The sequence below is a fragment of the Thalassospira sp. A40-3 genome (genome assembly GCF_015871485.1).
In the GTDB taxonomy this organism is placed as follows: Bacteria; Pseudomonadota; Alphaproteobacteria; order Rhodospirillales; family Thalassospiraceae; genus Thalassospira; species Thalassospira tepidiphila.
On record NZ_CP065428.1, the window covers coordinates 3196389 to 3218117 of the forward strand.

General features: G+C 55.6%; 18 protein-coding genes. 9 read left to right on the plus strand and 9 right to left on the minus strand.

Translation table 11 applies throughout. The features are described 5' to 3' along the window. The first annotated feature begins 14 nt into the window (after window positions 1-14). The 7 genes from IT893_RS14720 (at window position 15) to modC (ending at window position 7816) form a co-directional block, all read left to right on the plus strand. Window positions 15-1781 carry a sodium:solute symporter family protein gene (locus tag IT893_RS14720; RefSeq protein ID WP_064779619.1) on the plus strand — a complete coding sequence of 589 codons (1767 nt, stop codon included), beginning with the start codon at window positions 15-17 and terminating at the stop codon, window positions 1779-1781. 122 nt (window positions 1782-1903) lie between these two features. Then, window positions 1904-3772 (plus strand): DUF294 nucleotidyltransferase-like domain-containing protein, encoded by a 1869-nt coding sequence (locus tag IT893_RS14725; protein WP_197145628.1) that lies wholly within the window; start codon window positions 1904-1906, stop codon window positions 3770-3772. 5 nt (window positions 3773-3777) lie between these two features. After that, a complete protein-coding gene (locus IT893_RS14730) occupies window positions 3778-4467 on the plus strand; it encodes an exonuclease domain-containing protein (RefSeq protein WP_063088810.1) in 690 nt (229 codons plus the stop codon). A gap of 63 nt (window positions 4468-4530) precedes the next feature. Continuing rightward, on the plus strand, window positions 4531-5049 hold the full coding sequence (locus IT893_RS14735) for a hypothetical protein (RefSeq protein ID WP_197145629.1): 519 nt from the start codon (window positions 4531-4533) through the stop codon (window positions 5047-5049). Between the two features lie 150 nt (window positions 5050-5199). Continuing rightward, entirely contained in the window at window positions 5200-6000 is an 801-nt protein-coding gene (gene modA, locus IT893_RS14740; RefSeq protein ID WP_252723969.1) for a molybdate ABC transporter substrate-binding protein, read from the plus strand. Beyond that, entirely contained in the window at window positions 5997-6689 is a 693-nt protein-coding gene (modB, locus tag IT893_RS14745; protein ID WP_197145631.1) for a molybdate ABC transporter permease subunit, read from the plus strand. The genes modA and modB overlap by 4 nt, the downstream gene beginning before the upstream one ends. Further along, on the plus strand, window positions 6686-7816 hold the full coding sequence (modC, locus tag IT893_RS14750; RefSeq protein WP_197145632.1) for a molybdenum ABC transporter ATP-binding protein: 1131 nt from the start codon (window positions 6686-6688) through the stop codon (window positions 7814-7816). The genes modB and modC overlap by 4 nt, the downstream gene beginning before the upstream one ends. Window positions 7817-7880: 64 nt before the next feature. Here the strand turns inward: modC and IT893_RS14755 are convergent, their stop codons facing one another. The 6 genes from IT893_RS14755 to IT893_RS14780 all read right to left on the minus strand — a co-directional run bounded on the left by IT893_RS14755 (window position 7881) and on the right by IT893_RS14780 (window position 15070). Then, a complete protein-coding gene (locus IT893_RS14755) occupies window positions 7881-8732 on the minus strand; it encodes a DUF1989 domain-containing protein (protein ID WP_197145633.1) in 852 nt (283 codons plus the stop codon). Between the two features lie 104 nt (window positions 8733-8836). Beyond that, window positions 8837-9775: a 2-hydroxyacid dehydrogenase gene (locus IT893_RS14760; RefSeq protein ID WP_197145634.1), complete on the minus strand. Its 939-nt coding sequence runs from the start codon at window positions 9773-9775 to the stop codon at window positions 8837-8839. A 170-nt stretch (window positions 9776-9945) separates the two neighbouring features. After that, window positions 9946-10497: a sarcosine oxidase subunit gamma gene (locus tag IT893_RS14765; RefSeq protein ID WP_197145635.1), complete on the minus strand. Its 552-nt coding sequence runs from the start codon at window positions 10495-10497 to the stop codon at window positions 9946-9948. A 15-nt stretch (window positions 10498-10512) separates the two neighbouring features. Further along, entirely contained in the window at window positions 10513-13506 is a 2994-nt protein-coding gene (locus IT893_RS14770) for a sarcosine oxidase subunit alpha (protein WP_197145636.1), read from the minus strand. Next, the gene (locus tag IT893_RS14775) at window positions 13503-13805 is read right to left on the minus strand and encodes a sarcosine oxidase subunit delta (protein ID WP_008889547.1); all 303 of its coding nucleotides are present in this window, start codon (window positions 13803-13805) and stop codon (window positions 13503-13505) included. The genes IT893_RS14770 and IT893_RS14775 overlap by 4 nt, the downstream gene beginning before the upstream one ends. 11 nt (window positions 13806-13816) lie before the next feature. Next, complete coding sequence (locus IT893_RS14780) at window positions 13817-15070, minus strand: sarcosine oxidase subunit beta family protein (RefSeq protein ID WP_008889546.1); 1254 nt, start codon at window positions 15068-15070, stop codon at window positions 13817-13819. Between the two features lie 97 nt (window positions 15071-15167). On the opposite strand from IT893_RS14780, the gene IT893_RS14785 reads away from it, so the two are divergent. Further along, entirely contained in the window at window positions 15168-16187 is a 1020-nt protein-coding gene (locus tag IT893_RS14785; RefSeq protein WP_252723970.1) for a GlxA family transcriptional regulator, read from the plus strand. Here the strand turns inward: IT893_RS14785 and IT893_RS14790 are convergent, their stop codons facing one another. Both IT893_RS14790 and IT893_RS14795 read right to left on the minus strand, forming a co-directional pair. Next, the gene (locus IT893_RS14790) at window positions 16188-17255 is read right to left on the minus strand and encodes a hybrid-cluster NAD(P)-dependent oxidoreductase (protein ID WP_286791966.1); all 1068 of its coding nucleotides are present in this window, start codon (window positions 17253-17255) and stop codon (window positions 16188-16190) included. It abuts the gene before it with no gap. Between the two features lie 4 nt (window positions 17256-17259). Beyond that, complete coding sequence (locus IT893_RS14795) at window positions 17260-18501, minus strand: aromatic ring-hydroxylating dioxygenase subunit alpha (protein WP_197145638.1); 1242 nt, start codon at window positions 18499-18501, stop codon at window positions 17260-17262. A 149-nt stretch (window positions 18502-18650) separates the two neighbouring features. On the opposite strand from IT893_RS14795, the gene IT893_RS14800 reads away from it, so the two are divergent. Continuing rightward, the gene (locus IT893_RS14800) at window positions 18651-19529 is read left to right on the plus strand and encodes a LysR substrate-binding domain-containing protein (RefSeq protein WP_197145639.1); all 879 of its coding nucleotides are present in this window, start codon (window positions 18651-18653) and stop codon (window positions 19527-19529) included. 49 nt (window positions 19530-19578) lie between these two features. On the opposite strand, the gene IT893_RS14805 is transcribed toward IT893_RS14800, so the two are convergent. Beyond that, window positions 19579-21615, minus strand: coding sequence for an NADH:flavin oxidoreductase (locus IT893_RS14805; protein WP_197145640.1), 2037 nt, complete (start codon window positions 21613-21615; stop codon window positions 19579-19581). Window positions 21616-21729 lie beyond the last annotated feature (114 nt).

Genomic DNA, 21729 nt, shown 5'->3' on the forward strand with positions numbered 1-21729 from the left:
GGGAGACAGACAAGATGGATCTTACCACCCTTACATATATTGCCGTCGGCTTGAGCTTCGCGCTGTATATCGGCATCGCGATCTGGGCCAAGGCAAGCACCACCGGCGAATTCTATGTCGCTGGCAAAGGTGTTAACCCGGTCGTCAACGGCATGGCGACCGCAGCAGACTGGATGTCGGCTGCTTCCTTTATCTCTATGGCCGGCCTCATTGCCTTCCTTGGCTATGGCGGCTCGGTTTACCTCATGGGCTGGACAGGTGGTTACTGCCTGCTGGCGATGCTTCTGGCACCGTACCTTCGCAAGTACGGCAAATTCACCGTGCCGGAATTCATCGGGGATCGTTATTATTCCAGAACTGCCCGTATCGTTGCTGTTATCTGCCTGATCTTTATTTCGTTCACCTATGTGGCAGGTCAGATGCGCGGCGTTGGTATCGTGTTCTCGCGCTTCCTTGAAGTTGAACTCCTCACCGGCCTGATCGTCGGCATGGGCATCGTCTTCATCTATGCTGTTCTTGGCGGCATGAAGGGCATTACCTATACCCAGGTTGCACAATATTGCGTTCTTATAATTGCCTACACCATTCCGGCAATCTTCATTGCCTTCCAGCTGACCGGCAATCCGCTGCCGCAGCTGGCATTTGGCTCGACCGTGAATGGCACCGGCGAATACATGCTTGATCGCCTTAACCAGGTTGTGACGGAACTCGGCTTCCTTGAATACACCACCACCAACAAGTCAACGATTGATATCTTTGCAATCACGCTTGCACTGATGGTTGGTACTGCCGGTCTTCCGCACGTTATCGTTCGCTTCTTCACCGTTCCGAAAGTCCGTGATGCACGTTCTTCGGCCGGTTGGGCGCTGGTCTTCATCGCGCTGCTGTACACCACTGCTCCGGCAGTTGGTGCAATGGCTCGCCTGAACCTGACCGACACCATCCAGACCGGTGAAGTGGGCGCAGAAGACGGTAACCTCGTCTATGAAGAACGTCCGGACTGGATGAAGCGCTGGGAAGCAACCGGCCTTCTGAAGTTCGAAGACAAGAACGGTGACGGCCGCATCCAGTATTACAACGATGCGAACGCAGAGTTTGCGACCAAAGCAGCCGAATATGGCTGGGCTGGTAACGAACTGAGCGTTGACCGTGACATCATGGTTCTTGCCAACCCGGAAATCGCACAGCTTCCGAACTGGGTCATTGCCCTGGTCGCAGCGGGTGGTATCGCCGCAGCACTCTCGACAGCTGCTGGTCTGCTGCTTGTGATTTCGTCGGGTGTTTCACATGACCTTCTCAAAGGCACGTTCACACCGAACATGACAGAAGGACAGGAACTGATGGCCGGGCGTGTTGCGGCTGCGGTCGCGATCGTGATCGCCGGTTATCTGGGCTACAATCCTCCGGGCTTTGTGGCACAGGTGGTGGCCTTCGCCTTCGGTCTTGCCGCATCCTCGCTATTCCCGGTTATCATCATGGGTATCTTCTCCAAGAAGGTTAACCGTGAAGGTGCTATTGCCGGGATGCTGGTCGGTCTGATCTTCACCATGGGTTATATCATGTCCTACAAGGGCATCTTTATCCCGGTATTGATCGAAAACGTCGAAGCAAACTGGCTGTTCGGCATCTCGCCGGAAGGCATTGGCGTCGTTGGTATGCTCCTGAACTTCATCGTTGCTTTCGCTGTGTCGAAAGTTACCGCTGAACCGCCAGAGCATATCCAGCACATGATTGAAGACATCCGCGTTCCGAAAGGAGCCGGTGGCGCAGTTGACCACTAATCGGTCAACTGGTTTGCCAGGAACTGTTGCAGGCCCCCGGATCATTGATCCGGGGGCTTTTCTTTTCGGCCTTAGTCAGGCAACAATGCACTCAGGGCATGCCCTTGCGGAGGAAAACAGTCATGAGCATCGAACTCGAAGAAATTGCCGAGTTTCTAAAACAGCACCACCCGTTCGATCTGTTACCTGACGAAGAAATCAACGCCCTGCCGAAGCGCCTCTCGGCCCGCTATTTCCGCGCAGGGACCAAGGTCCTCTCGCCCGAGGAACAATGCCTTCATCTTTACATCATCCGTACCGGCGGGACCGAAACCCGTGACCCGAACGGGCAGTTGCTTGCCCGCCTGTCAGAGGGTGAATGCTTTGGTGTGCGCGCGATGTATCAGAATGGACGGGCCGCCAACAACATTACAACTCTCGAAGACAGCCTGTGTTATTTGCTGCCCGAAAAGGATTTTCATGCACTGACCGGCAAGTATCCGCAGTTTAGCTATTTCTTCGCCCAGATGGGTGGCGAACGCCTGCGAAGTGGCATGCAGTTGCTCGAAAGTCGCGATGACGATCAGCTCAAACTGATGAGTGTGAAGGTCAGTGACCTGATTGCCCGCGAACTGGTCAGCATCGACAAATCCGCTTCCATCCTCGAAGCTGGCCAGTTGATGAGCAAGGAACGCGTATCCTGTCTGCTGATCACCGAAGGCGGTGACGGCGTTGCCGGGATCATGACCGACCGTGACCTGCGCAATCGTGTCATCGCCAAGGGCCGCAGTTATGATGAGCCAGTGACCGCCATCATGACCGAAAAGCCGATCTCGATTGATCCCGATCAGTACGCCTTTGATGCGCTTCTGACCATGACGCGCAACAATATCCGCCATCTGCCGGTGATGAAGGACGGCAAGGCGGTTGGCATGATCACCACCAACAACTTGCTGGCACGCCAGTCGCTGTCGGCTGTTTACATGGCAGGCCGCATCGGCAAACTGACCGAACCCGAAGAAATGGCAAAGGTCATCGCCCAGGTCCCCGAACTTCTTAGCCACCTGATTGAAGCGGGCGCGACATCGCAAAATGCCGGACATATCGTAACGACCCTGTCGGATGCGGCGACCGCCCGGCTGCTGCAACTGGCAGAGGAAGAATTCGGCCCACCGCCCGTTCCCTATGTCTGGATGGCAGGCGGATCACAAGGCCGTCAGGAACAAACGGCACTTTCGGATCAGGACAATTGCCTGATTATGGATGACGCCTATGACGCGGATCAGCACGGGGACTATTTCAAAAAGCTTGCCGACTTTGTCTGTGATGGCCTGAACAAGGTTGGCTACGTCTATTGCCCCGGTGAAATGATGGCCAGAACAGATGAGTGGCGGCAACCTGTGCGCACTTGGCAGCACTATTTCAACAAATGGATCGAACAACCCGAACCAAAATCTTTGATGCTATGTTCGGTCTGGTTTGACCTGCGCCCGGTCCACGGCACCAAAAGCCTGTTTGAAGACCTGCATCGCATGATCATCTCAAAGGCCAAGGACAACCGTATTTTCCAGGCCTATATGGTGGGCAATGCGCTGAGCCATCACGTCCCGCTTGGTTTCTTCAAGAATTTCGTCATGATCCGTGGTGGCGAACATGACAAGACCCTTGATCTGAAACATAACGGCGTGGTGCCAATCGTTGATGTTGCCCGAATTCACGCCCTTGCCAACGGTGTCGAGGCCGTAAATACCTATGAGCGGCTCAATGCCGTAAAGGCATTCCCATCCATCAGCAATCAGGGGGCGTCGGACCTTCTTGATGCCTTTGAATTCATCAGCATCACCCGCCTGAAACATCAGGTCCGTCAGATCCGGCGCGGCGAAAAACCAGATAACTTCCTGCAACCTGAAAGCCTGTCGGACTTTGAGCGCAGCCATCTCAAAGATGCGTTCTCGGTGATCAAGAACCTTCAGGGCGCGCTTGAGCACGCCTTTGGCAAAAGCGGGACGTAAGCCATATGGGATTGCGCCAGAAAATCCTCGACAGTCGGCTGTATCGTGACTTCATCCAGCGCAAGGCAACCGGGCCTTTGCGGACCTATTACGATGTGCCGCCTGCCGATCCTGAAAGATCCGTGATGGAAACCGAATTCATCGCTCTTGATCTGGAAACCACCGGCCTTGATCCCAAAAAGGACGAAATCGTCAGCCTCGGCTGGGTGATTATCCGTCAGCTTTCGGTCGATTTTTCAAGTTGCGAACATATTCTGGTGCGGCCAACCAAGGAGCTTAGCGAAAGCTCGGTCGTGGTCCACCGGATCTTTGACAGCGATGTCGCCGATGCCCCAAGCATTGAGGCGGCCCTTGAGCATCTTTTGCCCCAGATGGCTGGCCGGGTTCTGTTATCCCACCATGCGCCGATTGAACTGGGCTTCCTTGGCCAGGCCTGCAAACAGTTCTTTGGCGCGCCGCTGCAAATCCCGACGGTGGATACCCTGGTTTTGGCTCTGCGTGACATCCGGCGCAGTGGTGAAACCATGAAATCCGGGGCGCTCCGGCTTGATACATTGCGCCGAAATCATAACCTGCCCCCCTTCCGGGCCCATAACGCATTGTCTGACGCGATTGCTGCGTCGGGCCTGTTTCTGGCCCAGATCGCCAAACGTGATCCGAAAGGCGAACTTGAGCTCGACCGGATACTGCGCTAATCGGTTATCAGGGCTCAAAAAATGCCCCACCAATAATAACAGCAGATCGGGAGCCACCAGCCTATGTACGTCTTTATCTTCTCAACCGTTGTTGTCGGGTTTGCGTCGGCTGGCGTGGTCATGTTGCTGTTCCGGCTTTGGGGCCGCAAGGCACCGAAATATGTCATTCCGCTCGTCGCAGCGATTGCGATGTTTGGCTACATGATCTGGGATGAATACACATGGTTTGATCGCTACGAGGCCCGCCTGCCCCAGACCATCAGCGTCATTCAGACCTTTACTGACGAAAACATTTTCGCGCCCTGGACACTGGTTTCCGCGCCGACCAACCGCTTTACGGCGATTGATCGCGAAAAACTGGTATCCAATCCCCAAAACCCCGATGAAAAGCGCGTCATGACCCTGCTGCTGCGCAAGGGCGGCGAAACCCTTGCCCTGACCCATCTTGTTGATTGTGCGCAAGGACGGCGTAGCTATATCACGCCCGATACATCACTCGACAGCAACGGTTTCCCGACCGCGATGAATGAATGGTTTGATATGGATGCCGACGACCCACTGCGCGCCGCGGTCTGTTCCTGAACGCTGTTTCCATCGCGAAATCGGACACCCTTTGGCCCGCCCTGTGGCGGGCCTTGTCATGTGTGGCAACAAAACTGATTTCGTCTATAGTGATGCAAACGCGCCCTTTTTCTTAAGTTACGGGTCCCTATGCCCCATTTTCGATCCCCATTGCCATCTGCAGTCGCCTTCTTTGTGATCGCGGTCGTATTTGTCGGCAGCATCTCACCAGCGGCCCGTGCGCGCGATATCACTGTCTTTGCCGCTGCGAGCCTGACCAATGCTATTGAAACTGCGGCCGCCACCTATGAAAAGGACACCGGTGATACAATACGCCTGTCACTGGCAAGTTCCTCGATACTGGCGCGACAGATTGCCGCAGGCGCGCCGTCCGACATCTTTATCTCTGCCAACGAAAAATGGATGACGTGGTTAAATGATCAGGGCTTGCTTGTCCCCGGCAGCCGTCATGACCTGCTGACAAACCGTCTGGTTATTGTCGCGCCCAAAGATAGCAATCTTAGCCCGATTAAAATTAGCGATACTTCAGACCTGACAGCATTGATCGGACCCAGTGATCGCATTGCAGTCGGCGACCCGGACCACGTACCTGCCGGGATTTATGCCAAACAGGCACTGACATCTTTGGGGCAATGGGAAACGGTCGCACCAAGGCTTGCGCGTACTGACAATGTTCGTGCGGCCCTGGCGCTGGTTGAACGGGGCGAAGCACCGATTGGCATCGTTTATCAAACTGACGCCGGCATTTCAGATAACGTCAAAATCATCGGCACCTTCCCCGAAAACAGTCACCCGGTCATTACCTATCCTGTTGCCCTGACAGGTGATCCGTCCGAATCCAAAGCCATGAAATTCCTGCTATGGCTTTTGGGGGATGACGCGGGCCGCATTTTTGCCGACTATGGCTTTGAACCCGTTGCAACAACGCAAGCCAACGTGCCCGGAAAATGATCAGTTTGACCCCCGCCGAAATAGAGGCACTTCTGCTAAGCTTGCGCATCTCAGGCGTTGCTGTTGCTTGTGCCCTGCCCTTTGCGATTATTGTCGCAACTGCTCTTGCCCTTGGTCGTTTCCCCGGGCGTTTTATTCTTGACGCGATTGTGCATCTACCGCTGATCCTGCCACCGGTTGTTATGGGCTATTTATTATTGATCGCGATGGGCACCCGGGCCCCCTTGGGTGCTTGGCTTCACGAAACCTTTGAACTGCGTTTTGTCTTTAGCTGGACGGGCGCGGCACTGGCATCGGCGATCGTAAGCTTCCCGTTTCAGGTCCGCGCCATTCGGCTGAGCCTGGAAAACGTCAATCCGGGTCTTTATCAGGCTGCCGAAACCCTTGGCGCCGGGCCGATTGACCGGTTCTTTTCGCTGACATTGCCCTTGGCACTTCCCGGTATCATTGCCGGTGCCATCACGGCCTTTGCCGCAAGCCTTGGCGAATTTGGTGCGATCATCACGTTCGTCTCGAACATCCCCGGTGAAACCCGCACCCTGCCACTGGCGATTTATACGGCGATCCAGACACCGGGCGGCGAACTGGCCGCGGCGCGCTTGGCTGCCCTTTCAATCGGCTTGGCCTTTGCCGGGTTGCTTCTGTCTGAATTGGCGCTCCGTCGTATTCGCAAGAGGGCCGCGTCATGAGCATCGGTGTCAATGTTGAACGCAGTCTCAAGACTTTCAGGCTTTCCGCCGAATTCAATATTCCTGAACCGGGGATAACAGCCCTGTTTGGCCCATCAGGCAGTGGCAAGACGACGCTTGTTAACATGATTGCCGGTTTGGTCCGCCCGGATCGCGGCCATATTCAAATCAACGATCATGTACTGTTTGAACATTCGCGTGGCATCAACCTTGCGGTTCGCAAGCGTCGGGTTGGCTGCGTGTTTCAGGATAATCGCCTGTTCCCGCATAAATCGGTCCGCGACAACCTGTTTTACGGTGCACGCCGCAATCCCCACAAACTGCCACAGGATGAACAACAGGCTATCCTCGAGATGCTTGATATCTGGGATCTGATGGATCGCCGACCCAACCTTCTGTCTGGCGGGGAAAAGCAACGGGTCGCACTGGGGCGTGCACTTTTGTCCAATCCGGATGTATTGCTGCTTGATGAGCCGCTTTCGGCCCTTGATCACGCCCGCAAACAGGAAATCCTGCCGTATCTCGAATGGTTGCGTGACCACAGGAAGATACCGATCCTTTATGTCACCCACGCGATTGACGAGGTCGCGCGCCTTGCTGACCACATGGTAATCATTGATCAGGGCAAAACACTTGCGACCGGGTCGGTTTTTGACATGCTGGGCCGCACGGACTTGGCGCCGCTTGCCGGGCGCTTTGATGCCGGAACGGTTCTGGCCGCCCGGATTGTCAGTCGTGACCCCAAGGCCGAGGTCAGCTTCCTTGAATGTGGCGGTCAAAGACTTGTCGTGCCCTATCTGGGCCGTCCGAAAAGTGATCGTGTCCGACTGCATATTCGTGCCCGTGATGTGATGATTGCCCGCACCCCGCCCCACGATATCAGTGCAAACAACATCATTCCCGTCACCATCACCAAAATCAGTGACGAGCCCGGTGACACCATTGATGTGACCATGTGCTTTGGTCAGGATGCGGACGCCACCCTTCTGGCGGAAACCAGTGGTCGCCCCAAAATTCATGCCCGCATTACGAAATGGTCGGGATCACGCTTAAAACTGCAGCCCCATCAAAAGGTCTTTGCCGTGATCAAATCGGTCACGGTCAATGGGCAGTTGCGCGATCGCTAAAACTGACACATCAAGAAACGACAAAACCCCCGTCGGCATCTTCGACGGGGGTGTGTTTTAAGGCTTAAGGGTGCTGATAGGCACTGGGTGCTGGCCAATCCCATTTGTCCTGCAAGGCTGGATCGGTTTCATAAATCTCGACCTTAAGTGGATAACAGGCGGCCTCATCACTTGAATGGCCGGTGCTGCAATCCCCACCCGGACAGGTCGACAGATTGCCCAGCAAATAAATCTCGGCAAACATTTCAAGATAGTCCCCCGGACGTACCGGACTTGCCTTCATGAAATACTGATGGGTGTCCTTGGTAAAGCCGGTGCACATGAAGACGTTCAACACATCATGCACATAGTGATCGGCTTCCTGCATCGACATGCCGGTCTCATCACTAAAAGCCCGGCACAGATTGGAATGGCAGCAATGATGATAATCATTGCCTGACAACAACCGGTTGGTAAACGGATCGCAGCGAGTGCCAATCACGTCATGCACACTGCCGCCATCCTCATCAAAGCCATACCAATCAAGGGTATCTTCGCTGATCAACGCCATCGAACGCAGATAGGGCATGTTGGACCACAAACGATCGCCTGTGGTCAGGTGGGTCCGATGCAGGGCACGGGTCTTGCCGCTGAAAAACCGTTCCTTCAGGTCATTTGCATTCCAAAGATTTAAATCACCGACCTGCGGCCCATCGACACTGACAATGCGGAAAAAGTATCCCTTGGGCACATGAAACGTGCGCGCATCGCGCGGCGGAACGATAACCTCGTTCACTTTCTTCATTGACGCCTTGAATTCGGCGAGCGTCGCAAAGTCGGGCTCGGGCAAAGTTCCGTTGGGATAAACAACGACCGGCTTTATTGCGCGACGCTCGGCGGCGTCTGTTGGGGTTTTATGCTGGGGCTTGAAAGTCATGGGGTGGCCTCGATAACAGGAAAATAGATGGGCGACAGAATGGCACAGTGACCTGTTGACACAAGCCTGTTTCAACAGGGCTGACTGGCAGATCATACGAACAACTAAACAAGCGGTGTGATCAATTCTTGGCGTTCGTCCCACGCTTCAAGATTATCGACAACCAGTTGGCCCATGGCATCGCGGGTTTCCATTGTCCCACTCGCCAGATGCGGATAGAGCACAACGTTATCAAGATTGGCAAATGCCGGATCGATATCAGGTTCATTTTCAAAAACATCAAGTCCCGCGCCGGCAATCAACCCATGCTGCAACGCCCGGATCAAAGCCGGTTCATCCATCACCGATCCCCGTGCAATATTGATCAAAACACCATCTTTGCCAAGGGCATCAAGCACCGCTTCATTGACGATCCCGTTGGTCGCGGCCCCACCGGGACAGGACAACACCAAAATATCCGACCATGTCGCGAGTGCCATCAGATCATCAAAGAACCGGTACGCGACATCTTTCTTGTTGCGTCCAAAATAGCCGACCTCGACCCCGCTTGGCACTGCGCGTGATGCAATTGCCTTTCCGATCCGGCCCAACCCGACAATGCCAAGCTTCTTGCCGCGCACACTTCTGGTCAGTGCCATCGGGCCGTTTGCGGCCCATTTTCCACTGCGTACCCAGTCATCGCCCAAAACAAGCTGCCGCAAGGTGGCATGCATCAACATGATCGCCGTGTCAGCAACATCATCGGTCAGAACGTCAGGTGTGGTTGTAAGACGAATACCGCGGTCACGCAGTGCCTTAAGATCAAAGACATCATGCCCAACGCCAAAGCTTGTAATCACTTCAAGGTTCGGCAGTTGCGCCAGCAAGTCTTCCGGAACACCAAAGCGCGCGGATGTCACAACTGCTCTGATCTGATCGCCCATTTCATCAAGAAATTTCTGCTTGTTCTCAATCAGGTCATAACGATGCAGATCGTGGCGTTCTGCCAACATGGCCGTATAGACGGGGCGGATATCAAGAAGGGCAAGGACGGAACGTATCATTGGGGCGTCTTTCGGTGGCTGCGTGTGCCCCAAAGACTAGCCGCCTCAATCACCTGAGACAAGTTGATGCGCAGTTTCATACCGCCAGGAAACCACATTCAACCCAATACATTTGCCTGGACACAATAAGGGCGGGAATGGCAATCGCCAAATCCCCGCCCCAATGCAGATTATTCTGCCGCGAACTCCTTGCAGCCGGTGCACAGCAGATCAATGATGTGCAGGGCAAAAGAACGCCAGATATCCATGCGGAAGCTTTGCTCGGCATCCCGCCACAGAACAACCGTCACACCATCAATCACCGTACGGCAGCCACCGCCAACCGGGATGCTGTCGATATCGCGCGGGCAACCGATTGTCAGAAGCTCGGCAGCACGTTCGCCTTCGATGCGGACCGTGACTTCGCGGGCCGACACCTCGGTCAGGCTGTGGGTTGCCGATGCATAGACATCCGCGCACGCCTTGGTCACTGTGTCGGCATCATCCGGCTTGGCAATGATCAGCCATTCATCCGGGCCAAGACAGATGGACTCAGTCGTGCCTTTGGCCGCACGTGCACCAACCGTGGCTGCCAGATCAACACCAATCGCCTTGGATACGGCCGGAATGTTGGCCGCCCGCAAACGTAGCGAGAAACGGGCAACTGGTGCCATCAGGGTCAGTTTAACCGGTCCGGAAGCAACGATCGGACCCGGCGTAAATGCGTGTGTAAGTACCGTCATTTTTCTGTTCCCCGCCTAAAGTTTCAACCGTTCGCCTTCGGGATCGTAAAACACGGTCCCGGTGACGGTCGCCTTGATCACACGATCAGGCATCGGAATGTAAATGGTTTCACCCATACGATTGAAACCGTCTTCAAGCAGCGCCATGGCAATCGGGCGACCTGCCGCATCGCTGTGGTAGCTTGATGTCACATGACCGACCATTCTCATCGGCTTGGGCTGGTTCGGATCAAGAACGATCTGTGCCCCTTCCTCAAGCTTGGTTTTGCCATCTTCGGTCAGAAGACCGATCAACTGCTTGCGGCCCTCGGCAACCAGATCCGGACGCGCCAGACCGCGCTTGCCAACGAAATCAGGTTTCATTTTACCGATTGCCCAGCCGAGCCCCGCATCATGCGGGGTGACCGTGCCATCGGTGTCCTGACCGACAATGATATAGCCCTTCTCGGCACGCAGCACGTGCATGGTTTCAGTCCCATAGGGGCAGATATCGTATTTCTTGCCTGCTTCGAACAGCATTTCCCAAAGTGCCCGACCGGCATGGGCCGGAACGTTGACCTCAAAGCCGACTTCACCGGTAAAGCTGATGCGGAACAGGCGCGCCGGGAAGCCGCCAACGCGGCATTCGGCAACTGACATGTGCGGGAAGACTTCATCAGACATATCAAGACCTTCGACAAACGGCTCAAGCACCTTTCGGGCATTCGGGCCGTTCAGCGCAATGGTCGCCCACTGCTCGGTCGTTGAGGTCAACCAGACATCAAGGTCAGGCCATTCGGTCTGAAGGTAGTCTTCCATCATGTTCAGAACACGTGCCGCACCACCGGTCGTGGTGGTGACATGGAAGCGATCATCGGCCAGACGGCCAATCACGCCGTCATCACGAATAAACCCGTCATCACCCAAAAGCAGGCCATAACGTGCCCGGCCCGGTGCCAGCTTGGTCCAGGGGTTGGTGTACATGCGGTTCATGAATTCCACCGCATCCGGGCCAACCACCTCGATCTTGCCAAGGGTCGATGCATCAAAGATGCCGACACTTGCACGCGTCGCACGGCATTCGCGCGACACGGCGGCATGCATGTCTTCGCCGTCTTTCGGGAAGTACCAGGCACGGCGCCACAGGCTAACCGGCTCATAAACCGCATCGTTTTCTTCGGCCCAGCTGTCAATCGGGGTTTTACGCGTCACTTCGAAGTGACTGCCCTTGTGATAACCACAGAAGGCGCCAAAGGTCGTCGCGGTGTAAGGCGGACGGAAAGTCGTCAGACCAACTTTCGGCTGCGGCACACCCAATGCGTCAGAGGCAATGTTCAGGCCGTTGATGTTCGACATCTTGCCCTGATCGGTTGCCATGCCGTTGGTGGTGTAGCGTTTGACATGTTCGATCGAACGCATGCCTTCGCGTACCGCCAGACGAAGGTCCTTGGCGGTCACGTCGTTCTGGTAATCGACAAAGGCACGTGCCTTGCCAGCATCCAGATCGGTCGGCAGTTCCTTGTGGCTGACACCGGTTCCCGGACGGTCATTGGCAACGCCGTAGCTTGCCGCCTTGGCCTTTTTGCCAAGGCTTTTGGCCACAGCCGCGCCCATTTCAGCCCCGTCATTCAGGACCGCTTCAATGCCCCACAAGCCACGGCCTGCACCGGCGATTTCGCATTCCTCTGCCTTGTGATCGGGCAAGAAGGTCTGGCGTTCGTCGTCCCACTTAAGCGTTCCCTTGGTGTGGGAAAACAGATGCAGCGACGGCGTCCAGCCCCCCGACATCAGAAGGCAATCACAACCGATCATTTCGGCTGCACCAACGGATGATCCGGTCACAGGATTGACCCGAACCGATTTGACACGCAGGCGGCCTTCGGTCCCGGTAACGGTATGACCGGCCATGATGCGAATGCCACGCTTGGTGGCCTCGGCAATCAGATCGGCATTCGGTTCGGAACGGGTATCGACGATGGCAGCAATGGTGGTACCGGCATCGGCCAAATCAAAGGCGGCGTACCACGCGCTGTCATGGCTGGTAACGATGACGGCCTTGTTGCCAACCCGCACGCCATAACGGTTGAGGTACGTCTGGGCCGAGCCAGCCAGCATCACGCCCGGGCGGTCATTGCCATCAAACACCAGTGGCTTTTCCAGCGCGCCTTGCGCCAGAACAACCTGCTTGGCGCGGACACGCCACATGCGTTCACGCGGCGTTTCCGCATCCGGGCTAGCAAGATGGTCGGTCAGTTTTTCACACAGACCAACCATGTTCTGATGGTAATAGCCAATCGCGGTCGTGCGAGTCATGACCTTGACGCCAAGCTCTTTGAGCTCCGCCACAGTTTTGTCAACCCAATCCCATGCCGGCATGTCTTCAATCATCACTGATGGCTCAGACAGAAGCGACCCACCCGCTTCGGGGTTTTCATCAACAAGGGTCACTTGCGATCCGGCACGCGCCGCCGTTAGGGCAGCAGCAAGACCGGCAGGACCGGCACCAATGATCAGAACATCGGTATGCAGATAACGCGATGCATAGTGATCCGGATCCGGTTCGGTCGGCGAAACGCCAAGACCGGCCGCCGCACGAATAAACGGCTCATAAACCTTGTCCCAGAAGGATTTCGGCCACATGAAGGTCTTGTAATAGAACCCGGCCGAAAACAGCATATAGGCCTTGTCGTTGATCGCACCAACGTCGAATGACAGGCTGGGATAGCGGTTCTGGCTGTTGACCTGAAGACCGTCCCAGATTTCCTGAACGGTTGCACGGGTGTTCGGCTCAAACCGGCCCGGACCACGGCGCGTGCCGACCAGTGCGTTCGGTTCTTCGGAACCGGCGGTCACGGCACCACGCGGGCGGTGATATTTAAACGAACGACCCATCAGGTGAATACCATTGGCGAGCAATGCCGATGCAATGGTATCGCCTTTGAAACCTTTGATCTTCTTGCCGTCAAAGGTGAACTGGATGGGTTGGGTGTGATCGATGCGACCACGCCCGGAAACGCGGAAGCTGCTCATTTCGATTTCTCCAACAATTTGGACAGTTCAGGACGAGGATCATCGGTTTTATAGGTGATCAGGAACCGGTCACTAACCGTGTCACGTACAGCGTTGAAATATCGACCGCAGCCATGGAAATGGCGCCAGCGTTCATAATGCGGGCCCTTCACGTTGGTCCGGATGAACAGGAAATCACGCCATTCTTCGTCACTGACCGACGACGGATCGGCCGGGCGTGCAATATGCGCTTCACCGGCATAGGTAAATTCCAGTTCCGGCAGGGTCTGATTGCAATAGGGGCAATGGATCAGAAGCATGTCCGGTCTCCTTAGTGCGCAACAGCGGCAGCAGCGGCTTCGTCAATCAGACGGCCGGTGCTGAAACGTTCAAGGGTGAAGGGCGCGTTGGCCGGATGGGGATCATCCTTGGCGACGGTCCATGCCAGTGTGTGCGCGGCACCCGGGGTCGCCTTGAACCCGCCGGTACCCCAGCCACAGTTGACATAAAGACCCGGTACCGGCGTCTTGCCAAGGATGGCTGAACGGTCCGGGGTCACATCGACGATACCACCCCACTTACGCAGCATGCGCATGCGGTTGAAGATCGGGAAAATCTCGCAGATCGCGGCAACCGTATGTTCGATCAGCGGCAACCCGCCACGCTGGGAATAACTGGTGTACTGGTCGGTTCCCGACCCGATCACGAGCTCGCCCTTGTCAGACTGGCTGATATAGGCATGCACGCTGTTGGACATGACAACACAGGGGAAGATCGGCTTAATCGGCTCGGACACCAGCGCCTGCAGCGGATAGCTTTCAAGCGGCATGCGAACACCGGCCGTATCCATCACGACCGAGGTATGACCGGCAGCCGAAACAGCAACCTTTTTCGCTCCGATAAAGCCCTTGGCAGTCTCAACACCGGTGACACGGCCGTCCGGGCCACGGCGAATGGCGGTTACCGGGCAGTTCTGAATGATATCGACACCACGTGCCGCCGCCCCACGGGCATAACCCCATGCCACCGCATCATGGCGTGCAGTACCCGCGCGACGCTGAAGCGCCGCGCCAACGACGGGATAGCGCGCAGTGGGCGAAATATCGAGCGGCGGGCAGAATTCCTTGGCTTCCTCGGCCGACAGCCAGACGTTATCGACACCGTTAAGGCGGTTGGCATGCACATGGCGCTGGAAGCTTTGAACGTCATGGACATTGTGCGCGAGCATCAGAACGCCGCGCTGCGAATACATGACGTTGTAGTTCAGCTCCTGGCTCAGGCCATCCCACAGATCAAGCGCGTGGTCATAAAGCTTGGCACTTTCGTCATAGAGGTAGTTCGACCGAATAATCGTCGTGTTACGGCCGGTGTTCCCACCGCCAAGCCAGCCCTTGTCGATCACGGCAACATTGGTGATGCCGTGTTCCTTGGCCAGATAATAAGCCGCACCAAGACCATGACCACCCGCGCCGACGATGATGACATCGTATTCGGCCTTCGGCTCACTGTCGGGCCATTGCGGCTCCCAGTTTTTTTGGCCGCTAAGGGCATTTTTGATAAGCGATAGCGCAGAAAAATGGGTCATGATTATACGATCCCCCGATTTACCATTGCCGGAACTCTATCAATGTCCATGCTCTGCGGACTGGATAATTGCGACAATTTCATTGTATATTTTTGCCATGAACTCTTTTTCGAGCCCGGGATCAAACCCCGGCAAACCCAATGCAAAAAAGCGCCTTCGCGTCGCCTTTCTGCTGGCAGACAATTTCACGCTGACAGCGTTTGCCAGTTTTGTCGATGTCTTGCGTCTTTCGGCCGATGAAGCCGACCGTTCGCGGCCCATTCATTGCGACTGGACGGTGCTGTCTGATACCATGAATCCGGTGCGTTCAAGTTGCGGGGTCAAGGTGCAGCCTGACACGCGTCTGCGCAATGCCGGTGACTACGACTATATCGTGGTTGTCGGCGGCCTTATTCAAGAACAAGGCGGGTTTTCATCTGATTGCATTGCCTATCTCAAGGCGGCTGCCGCCAAGGGCAAAAATCTGATCGGGTTGTGTACCGGGGTGTTCGCGCTGTATGAAGCGGGGTTGCTTGAAGGATACCGATGCTGTGTTAGCTGGTTTCACCATGACGAATTTGTCGCAAGGTTCGAAGCCGCCCAACCGGTTTCCGATCAAATCTTTGTCGTGGATCGGGATCGCCTGACCTGTTCGGGTGGGCATGGGGCCGCGCATTTGGCGGCCTGGGTGGTGGAAAAGCACATCGGGCGCACGGCGGCGACCAAGAGTCTCAGCATCATGATCATCAACGAGGCCATGACCGGCGAAAACCCGCAGCCGGGCTTTCAGACCGATCTGGTTGCCAGAGACGCACTGGTCAAAAAGGCGCTTTTGCGCATGCGCCAGAATATTGAATCGCCCGAAACCGTCGCCAAAATGGCCGAAAAACTTGGCGTCACACGCCGTAAGCTCGAACGGGCGTTTAATGCCGACATCGGCATTTCACCATCACGAGCGGCCCTGCGCATCCGGCTTGATGCCGCCAAAAAGCTGCTGGGCGAAACGGGAAAAACAACCACCCAGATCGCGCTAAGCACTGGTTTTTGTGACGCATCGCATTTCATTCACGCCTTCAAGGCCGAAATCGGCATGAACCCGTCAGAATACCGAAACACGGTCCCGACGGCCCAGCCGTAATCAGGCATCAATGGTGACCTGCCCGATCGGGTTCGAGCAGCAGGCAAGGATATAGCCCTCTTCGATATCGTCGTCCGTGATCCCGCCATTATGAACCATATGAACCTGCCCTTCGGTCTTGCGCACCTTGCACGTCCCGCAAATCCCCATCGAACAGCCTGACGGGATCACAAGGCCTGCCGTGCGCGCCGCGGCAAGGACGGTATCGGTTTGGGTGCAATTTGCCGTGATGCCAGATGCGGTGAATGCGATGACAGCCTTGCTGTCCTCATCAGGCACGACATCATCTGGTACGTCTTCTGCTTCCAACGTCGGCGCGTGGAAGCTTTCCTGATGGTAGCGATCCATATCATAACCAAGCCCTACAAGAACTTCGCGCACCGCCTGCATGAACGGTTCCGGACCGCAACAGAACACTTCACGTTCAAGATAATCCTGCGCCATCAGACCCAGCATCAGCTGATTGAATGTCCCCAAATACCCGGTCCACGGCTTGTAGGGATCGGCTTCCTCCACCACCCATTTCAGGGCAATGCCATTGATCCGCGACGCGCTGTGTTCCAAACGTTCGCGAAAGATGATCTCGGACGGGCGTTTCGCACAATTAACGAAGACAATGTCGGGATCACGCCCGGCGTCATAAAGATAGGTCGTCATCGACATCATCGGGGTGATGCCCGAGCCCGCCGAAATGAACAGATATTTATCCGCCGGATGATTAACCAGTGAAAAGCTGCCAGACGGTCCCTTGGCCCGAATGCGCATGCCCGGACGCAAATTATCCAGCATCCAGCGCGTACCGACCGAGCCTGCCTGCGCCTTGACCGTGACGGTCAAGGATGTCGGCCGCGATGGCGAGGACGAGATGGTATAGGTCCGATAAAGCGGCCCACCCGGCACCGGCAGCTCCAGGGTCAAAAACTGCCCCGGGTCATAGCTGAACAACGCGCCCGATACCGACTGGAAGCAAAATGTCATGACATTGGGGGCTTCTGGCAGGAACGAAACACATTCCAGTTCCTCAGCGTCCGACCAGAAGGCAAGCTTTGGTTTTTCAATCACAGACATCGCCCTACTCCGCCGCGATCAATCTGGTTTCGGCCAGCCTGTCAGACAGGGTTTTCGCATACCAGTTGCCAAACTGGGCAACACCGGCTTCGTGGATTTCGGAATACGGACCGACCTTGTAGGCTGGTGTCGCAATGCCACGCTGATTGTTTTCGACCACTTCCTTGTCTTCGGCATTGGTCGCAAGCCAGACTTCGGTCAGACGTTTCAGATCATAGTCACGGCCTTCAACCGCGTCCTTGTGCACAAGCCACTTGGTGACGACTTCCGTTTCCATCGGGCTGATCGGCGTCACACGGAAAACAAGCGCATGGTCCGACAGGAAATGGTTCCAGGTTGACGGATAATGAAACTTCAAAAGCGATCCGGCATTTTTAAACGGGATGTTGGAGTTCGGCAGACTGACAGCCGCCTTGGTATCAAGCGTGTAGCTTTCTGCTTCCCCCAAAAGCGGCACACGCACCAGACGCCATTCACCACTATCGGCCATCTGATAGGCAGATGGCGCGCCGACCGCCTCGCAGCGGGCCACATGATCATCAAGCACACCGGCCACAACACCATCGGACGTGCTGCCAATCGCGCGCGCATCTTCCGGGAAGGTCCGGCACAGCGATGGGTGATTCCCCCCGCAGTGATAGCATTCCCGATTATTCTCCCAGACCAGCTTCCAGTTGGCCTTTTCGATAATCTTGCTTTCAAACGCGACCTTGGAATTTTCCAGATCGTGTGGCGCAAGATAGCGTTCGGCGGCCTTGGCAAACGGTTCGATATCCGGCGCATTTTCAGCCAGGTAGATATAGACCAAGCCGTGGATCACCTGGCAATGAACCGGGCTTAACCCGAATTTTGAGTTATCAAAATCCGGCCCCATGTCACGCGCCCAAAGCAACTTGCCATCAAGGTCATAGGTCCACTGATGATACGGGCAAACCAGCCTTGGATTTCGGCCCTTTTTGGTTTTGCACAGAACCGAGCCGCGATGACGGCATGAATTGTGAAAGGCACGCACCACCTGATCATTGCCGCGCACGATCACGACGGAATAAGCACCGACTTCATAAATAACGTAATCGCCCGCCTTGGGTATTTCACATGCCGGGACCGCAAACAGCCATTCCTTGTAATGAATGTTTTCAAGGTCGAGTTCAAAGATCGACTGATCCGTATAGAACGGCTGTTCCAGGGAATATCCGGGAACACGACGCGCCAAAAGCTCTTGGACTGAATGCGGCATAACGGGCATGGCGGAAATCCGTTTCTTGATGGTTGGAAGCAACCAAAAGTGTGAACCTCACGCCACGATTTACAACGGCATTAATTTTCATCTTGGTTTAGTTGAACTAATCTGAAAAACTCACACAAGTTACCCTGTATTGTTTTCAGGAGAGGCCGTTGGCCCGCCCATATGATCTGTCTTCAATAAACGCCCTGATCTGCTTTGAGGCGGCGGGACGCAATATGAGCTTCAAGGATGCGGCAGCAGAACTTAATGTCACGCCCGCGGCTGTAAGCCACCAGATCAAGGCACTTGAGGCCGATATTGGCAGCGCCCTTTTCATTCGCCGCAACCGCGGGGTGGAGCTGACCGAGAAAGGCGCGTTCCTTCTCGTCGCCCTGCAACGGGGCTTTGAAACCATTTCCGATACGGTCATCCAATTGCGCGATCAACCCGAAACGGTTGATGTCACAATCCGCACGACAACAGCCGTCAGTTCACTTTGGCTTACGCCAAAAATTGCCGCCTTTTGGAAAATTCATCCCAATATCACGGTGTCGCAAATTGTCTCGGATGTGCCCGGCATGACCGGGTATTGTGATCTTAGCATCCATTACAGCAACCCTGATGATGGGGCGGAGGGATACTACAAACTGTTTCAGGATCGCGTGGCCGCCATCGGCACACCGGCGTTTAAGGCAGAACAAAACATCGAAACGATTGATGATCTTTTGCGTGCGCCCCTGATCCACCTGCATAACGAGGAAACCGACTGGACAACATGGACCGACTGGTTCCGTGCATTGGGACGTCCGGCCCCAAAGGGCCGCAGCTTCAAGCTCAACAATTACACGATTGCATTACAGGCCGCACAGGATGACGTCGGTGCGGTGCTTGGCTGGGACGAACTGGTTGGGCCGCTGCTGGAAGACGGGCGCCTGATCAAACTTGTGCCTGACGAAATCCCCTCGCCGATGGGGTTTTATTTACGCGTCCATCCGCGCGCATCCGAAAAGGCCCGCATATTTGTCGACTGGCTGATCGACGCCGCCTGAGATAACGGGAAACGGCAAGCGCAGCACATCGCCACACTTGCCGCACAGATCAGACGTCTTTTAACAGACGCAACGCATCATAGATCGCCGCGTGCGTATTGCGTGCCGATACCGCATCCCCGATCCGGAACAGCTGATAGGCACCGTCGGGGTTGCGCACGACCGATTGCGGTTTTCCGGCCAAAAGGTCGTCATGCGACATTTCACCATGGTTCGATGAGCCCGGCTTGAGATCAAAATAGATGTCATCAAGCGGAATGGTGCCGTGGTTGACCACGATCTGATCAACGATGCGTTGCTTGGCAACCCCGCCATAATCACTGCCAACATACGCGATGAGTTGGTTGCCCTGTTTTTCCACCGCCTCAAGGCGATAGGTCACCGTAAAGGTGGTATCAAGCTTCTGCATGCTGCGCATATAGGGCACAAGATTCATCGCCATGACTTCGGGCGCGAATGACCGATCCGGGGTCATGATTTCGACTTTGGCCCCTGATTTGGCAATCAGTTCGGCTGCCTGTAAACCGGCATGATCCCCGGCATCGTCATAAACCAGAACATTGGTGCCCGGTTTGACGTCACCCGAAATGATATCCCAGGTCGACACGACCAGATCATTGCCCTTTGACAGGACTTCGGTATCGGGCATGCCGCCGGTGGCGATGATCACCACGTCAGGATTTTCGGCCGTAATCGTGTCGGCCTCGGCCCATGTATTGAAATGAAAACTCACGCCAAGTCGGGTGCACTCGGCCATGCGCCATTCAATGATGCTGATCATTTCGCGGCGGCGTTCGTTCTGTGCGGTCAGGCGGATCTGCCCTCCCGGATTTGGGGCGGCTTCATAGACAACAACTTCATGACCACGTTCGCCAGCAACACGGGCGGCCTCCATGCCCGCCGGACCAGATCCGACGATCACGACCTTCTTGCGGGTTTCTGCCGCCTCGATGATTTGGGGCATCGAAAGTTCGCGCCCGGTGGCAGCGTTATGGATGCAATAGGCCGACCCGCCCTGATAAATGCGATCAAGGCAATAGTTCGCCCCGACGCACGGGCGGATTTCGTCTTCGCGCTTTTCAATGATCTTGCGGACAATATGCGGATCGGTGATGTGCGCGCGCGTCATGCCAACCATATCAACCTTGCCCGATGCAATCGCATGGCGTGCGGTTGCAACGTCCGGGATTTTGGCAGCATGGAATGTCGGGAAATCTGTGGCGGCACGAATTTCACCGGCAAAATCCAGATGCGGCGAGTTCGCCATGCCCTGGATCGGGATCACATCGGTCAGACCGGCATCCGTATCGATATGCCCGCGAATGACATTGAGGAAATCGACCATGCCACTGTCTTTTAGACGCTTGGAAATCGACAGGCCGTCTTCCTTGGTCAAGCCACCCTCAAGGTCTTCATCACCGGTATAACGCACACCAACAATAAAGTCGGGCCCAACCCGCTTGCGAATTTCAGTCAGCACATCAAAGGTGAACCGCAGGCGATTATCGATGCTGCCACCATAAGGACCATCAAGTTCGTTGGTCAGCGGCGACCAGAACTGATCCATCAAATGGCCATAGGCCTGAAGCTCTATCCCGTCCATACCGCCCGCCTTCATGCGTTCGGCCGCATCGGCATAATCCTTGATGATGCGTTCGATATCCCAGTCTTCCATCTTTTTCGGGAAGGCCCGGTGGGCGGCTTCACGCTTGTGCGATGGGGATACCACTGGCAACCAGTTTGCCTTGTCCCAACGCGTGCGACGGCCAAGATGGGTCAGCTGGATCATAACCGCGGCACCCTGTTCATGCACCGCGTCGGTCAGGTCCTTCATCCACGGAACGACTTCATCCTTCCAGACCAGAAGGTTGTTGAAAACCGGCGGGCTGTCCTTTGATACCGCAGCCGACCCCGCCGTCATCGTCATGGCAACACCGCCCTTGGCGCGTTCGACATGATAGGCGCGATAACGGTCCTTTGGCATGCCGTCCTCGGGATAGGCCGGTTCGTGCGACGTCATCATGATGCGGTTACGCAGCGTCAGATGTTTAAGCTGATAAGGCTGAAGAAGCGGGTCGTTGGACATGTGCGGGGCTCCGGGTTTGGACTCTCTGCCCATGACGATATTCAGAAATGTACAGTTATGTCAATTTTAAGTTCACTGATGTATATTTTGAATTCATTCATGTACACTCTGCTT

Bases quoted from the DNA above. Each gene is read 5' to 3' on its own strand.
- IT893_RS14720 (WP_064779619.1), top strand. From the start codon at position 15: ATGGATCTTACCACCCTTACATATATTGCCGTCGGCTTGAGCTTCGCG.
- IT893_RS14725 (WP_197145628.1), top strand. From the start codon at position 1,904: ATGAGCATCGAACTCGAAGAAATTGCCGAGTTTCTAAAACAGCACCAC.
- IT893_RS14730 (WP_063088810.1), top strand. From the start codon at position 3,778: ATGGGATTGCGCCAGAAAATCCTCGACAGTCGGCTGTATCGTGACTTC.
- IT893_RS14735 (WP_197145629.1), top strand. From the start codon at position 4,531: ATGTACGTCTTTATCTTCTCAACCGTTGTTGTCGGGTTTGCGTCGGCT.
- modB (WP_197145631.1), top strand. From the start codon at position 5,997: ATGATCAGTTTGACCCCCGCCGAAATAGAGGCACTTCTGCTAAGCTTG.
- modC (WP_197145632.1), top strand. From the start codon at position 6,686: ATGAGCATCGGTGTCAATGTTGAACGCAGTCTCAAGACTTTCAGGCTT.
- IT893_RS14755 (WP_197145633.1), bottom strand. From the start codon at position 8,732: ATGACTTTCAAGCCCCAGCATAAAACCCCAACAGACGCCGCCGAGCGT.
- IT893_RS14760 (WP_197145634.1), bottom strand. From the start codon at position 9,775: ATGATACGTTCCGTCCTTGCCCTTCTTGATATCCGCCCCGTCTATACG.
- IT893_RS14765 (WP_197145635.1), bottom strand. From the start codon at position 10,497: ATGACGGTACTTACACACGCATTTACGCCGGGTCCGATCGTTGCTTCC.
- IT893_RS14770 (WP_197145636.1), bottom strand. From the start codon at position 13,506: ATGAGCAGCTTCCGCGTTTCCGGGCGTGGTCGCATCGATCACACCCAA.
- IT893_RS14775 (WP_008889547.1), bottom strand. From the start codon at position 13,805: ATGCTTCTGATCCATTGCCCCTATTGCAATCAGACCCTGCCGGAACTG.
- IT893_RS14780 (WP_008889546.1), bottom strand. From the start codon at position 15,070: ATGACCCATTTTTCTGCGCTATCGCTTATCAAAAATGCCCTTAGCGGC.
- IT893_RS14785 (WP_252723970.1), top strand. From the start codon at position 15,168: ATGAACTCTTTTTCGAGCCCGGGATCAAACCCCGGCAAACCCAATGCA.
- IT893_RS14790 (WP_286791966.1), bottom strand. From the start codon at position 17,255: ATGTCTGTGATTGAAAAACCAAAGCTTGCCTTCTGGTCGGACGCTGAG.
- IT893_RS14795 (WP_197145638.1), bottom strand. From the start codon at position 18,501: ATGCCCGTTATGCCGCATTCAGTCCAAGAGCTTTTGGCGCGTCGTGTT.
- IT893_RS14805 (WP_197145640.1), bottom strand. From the start codon at position 21,615: ATGTCCAACGACCCGCTTCTTCAGCCTTATCAGCTTAAACATCTGACG.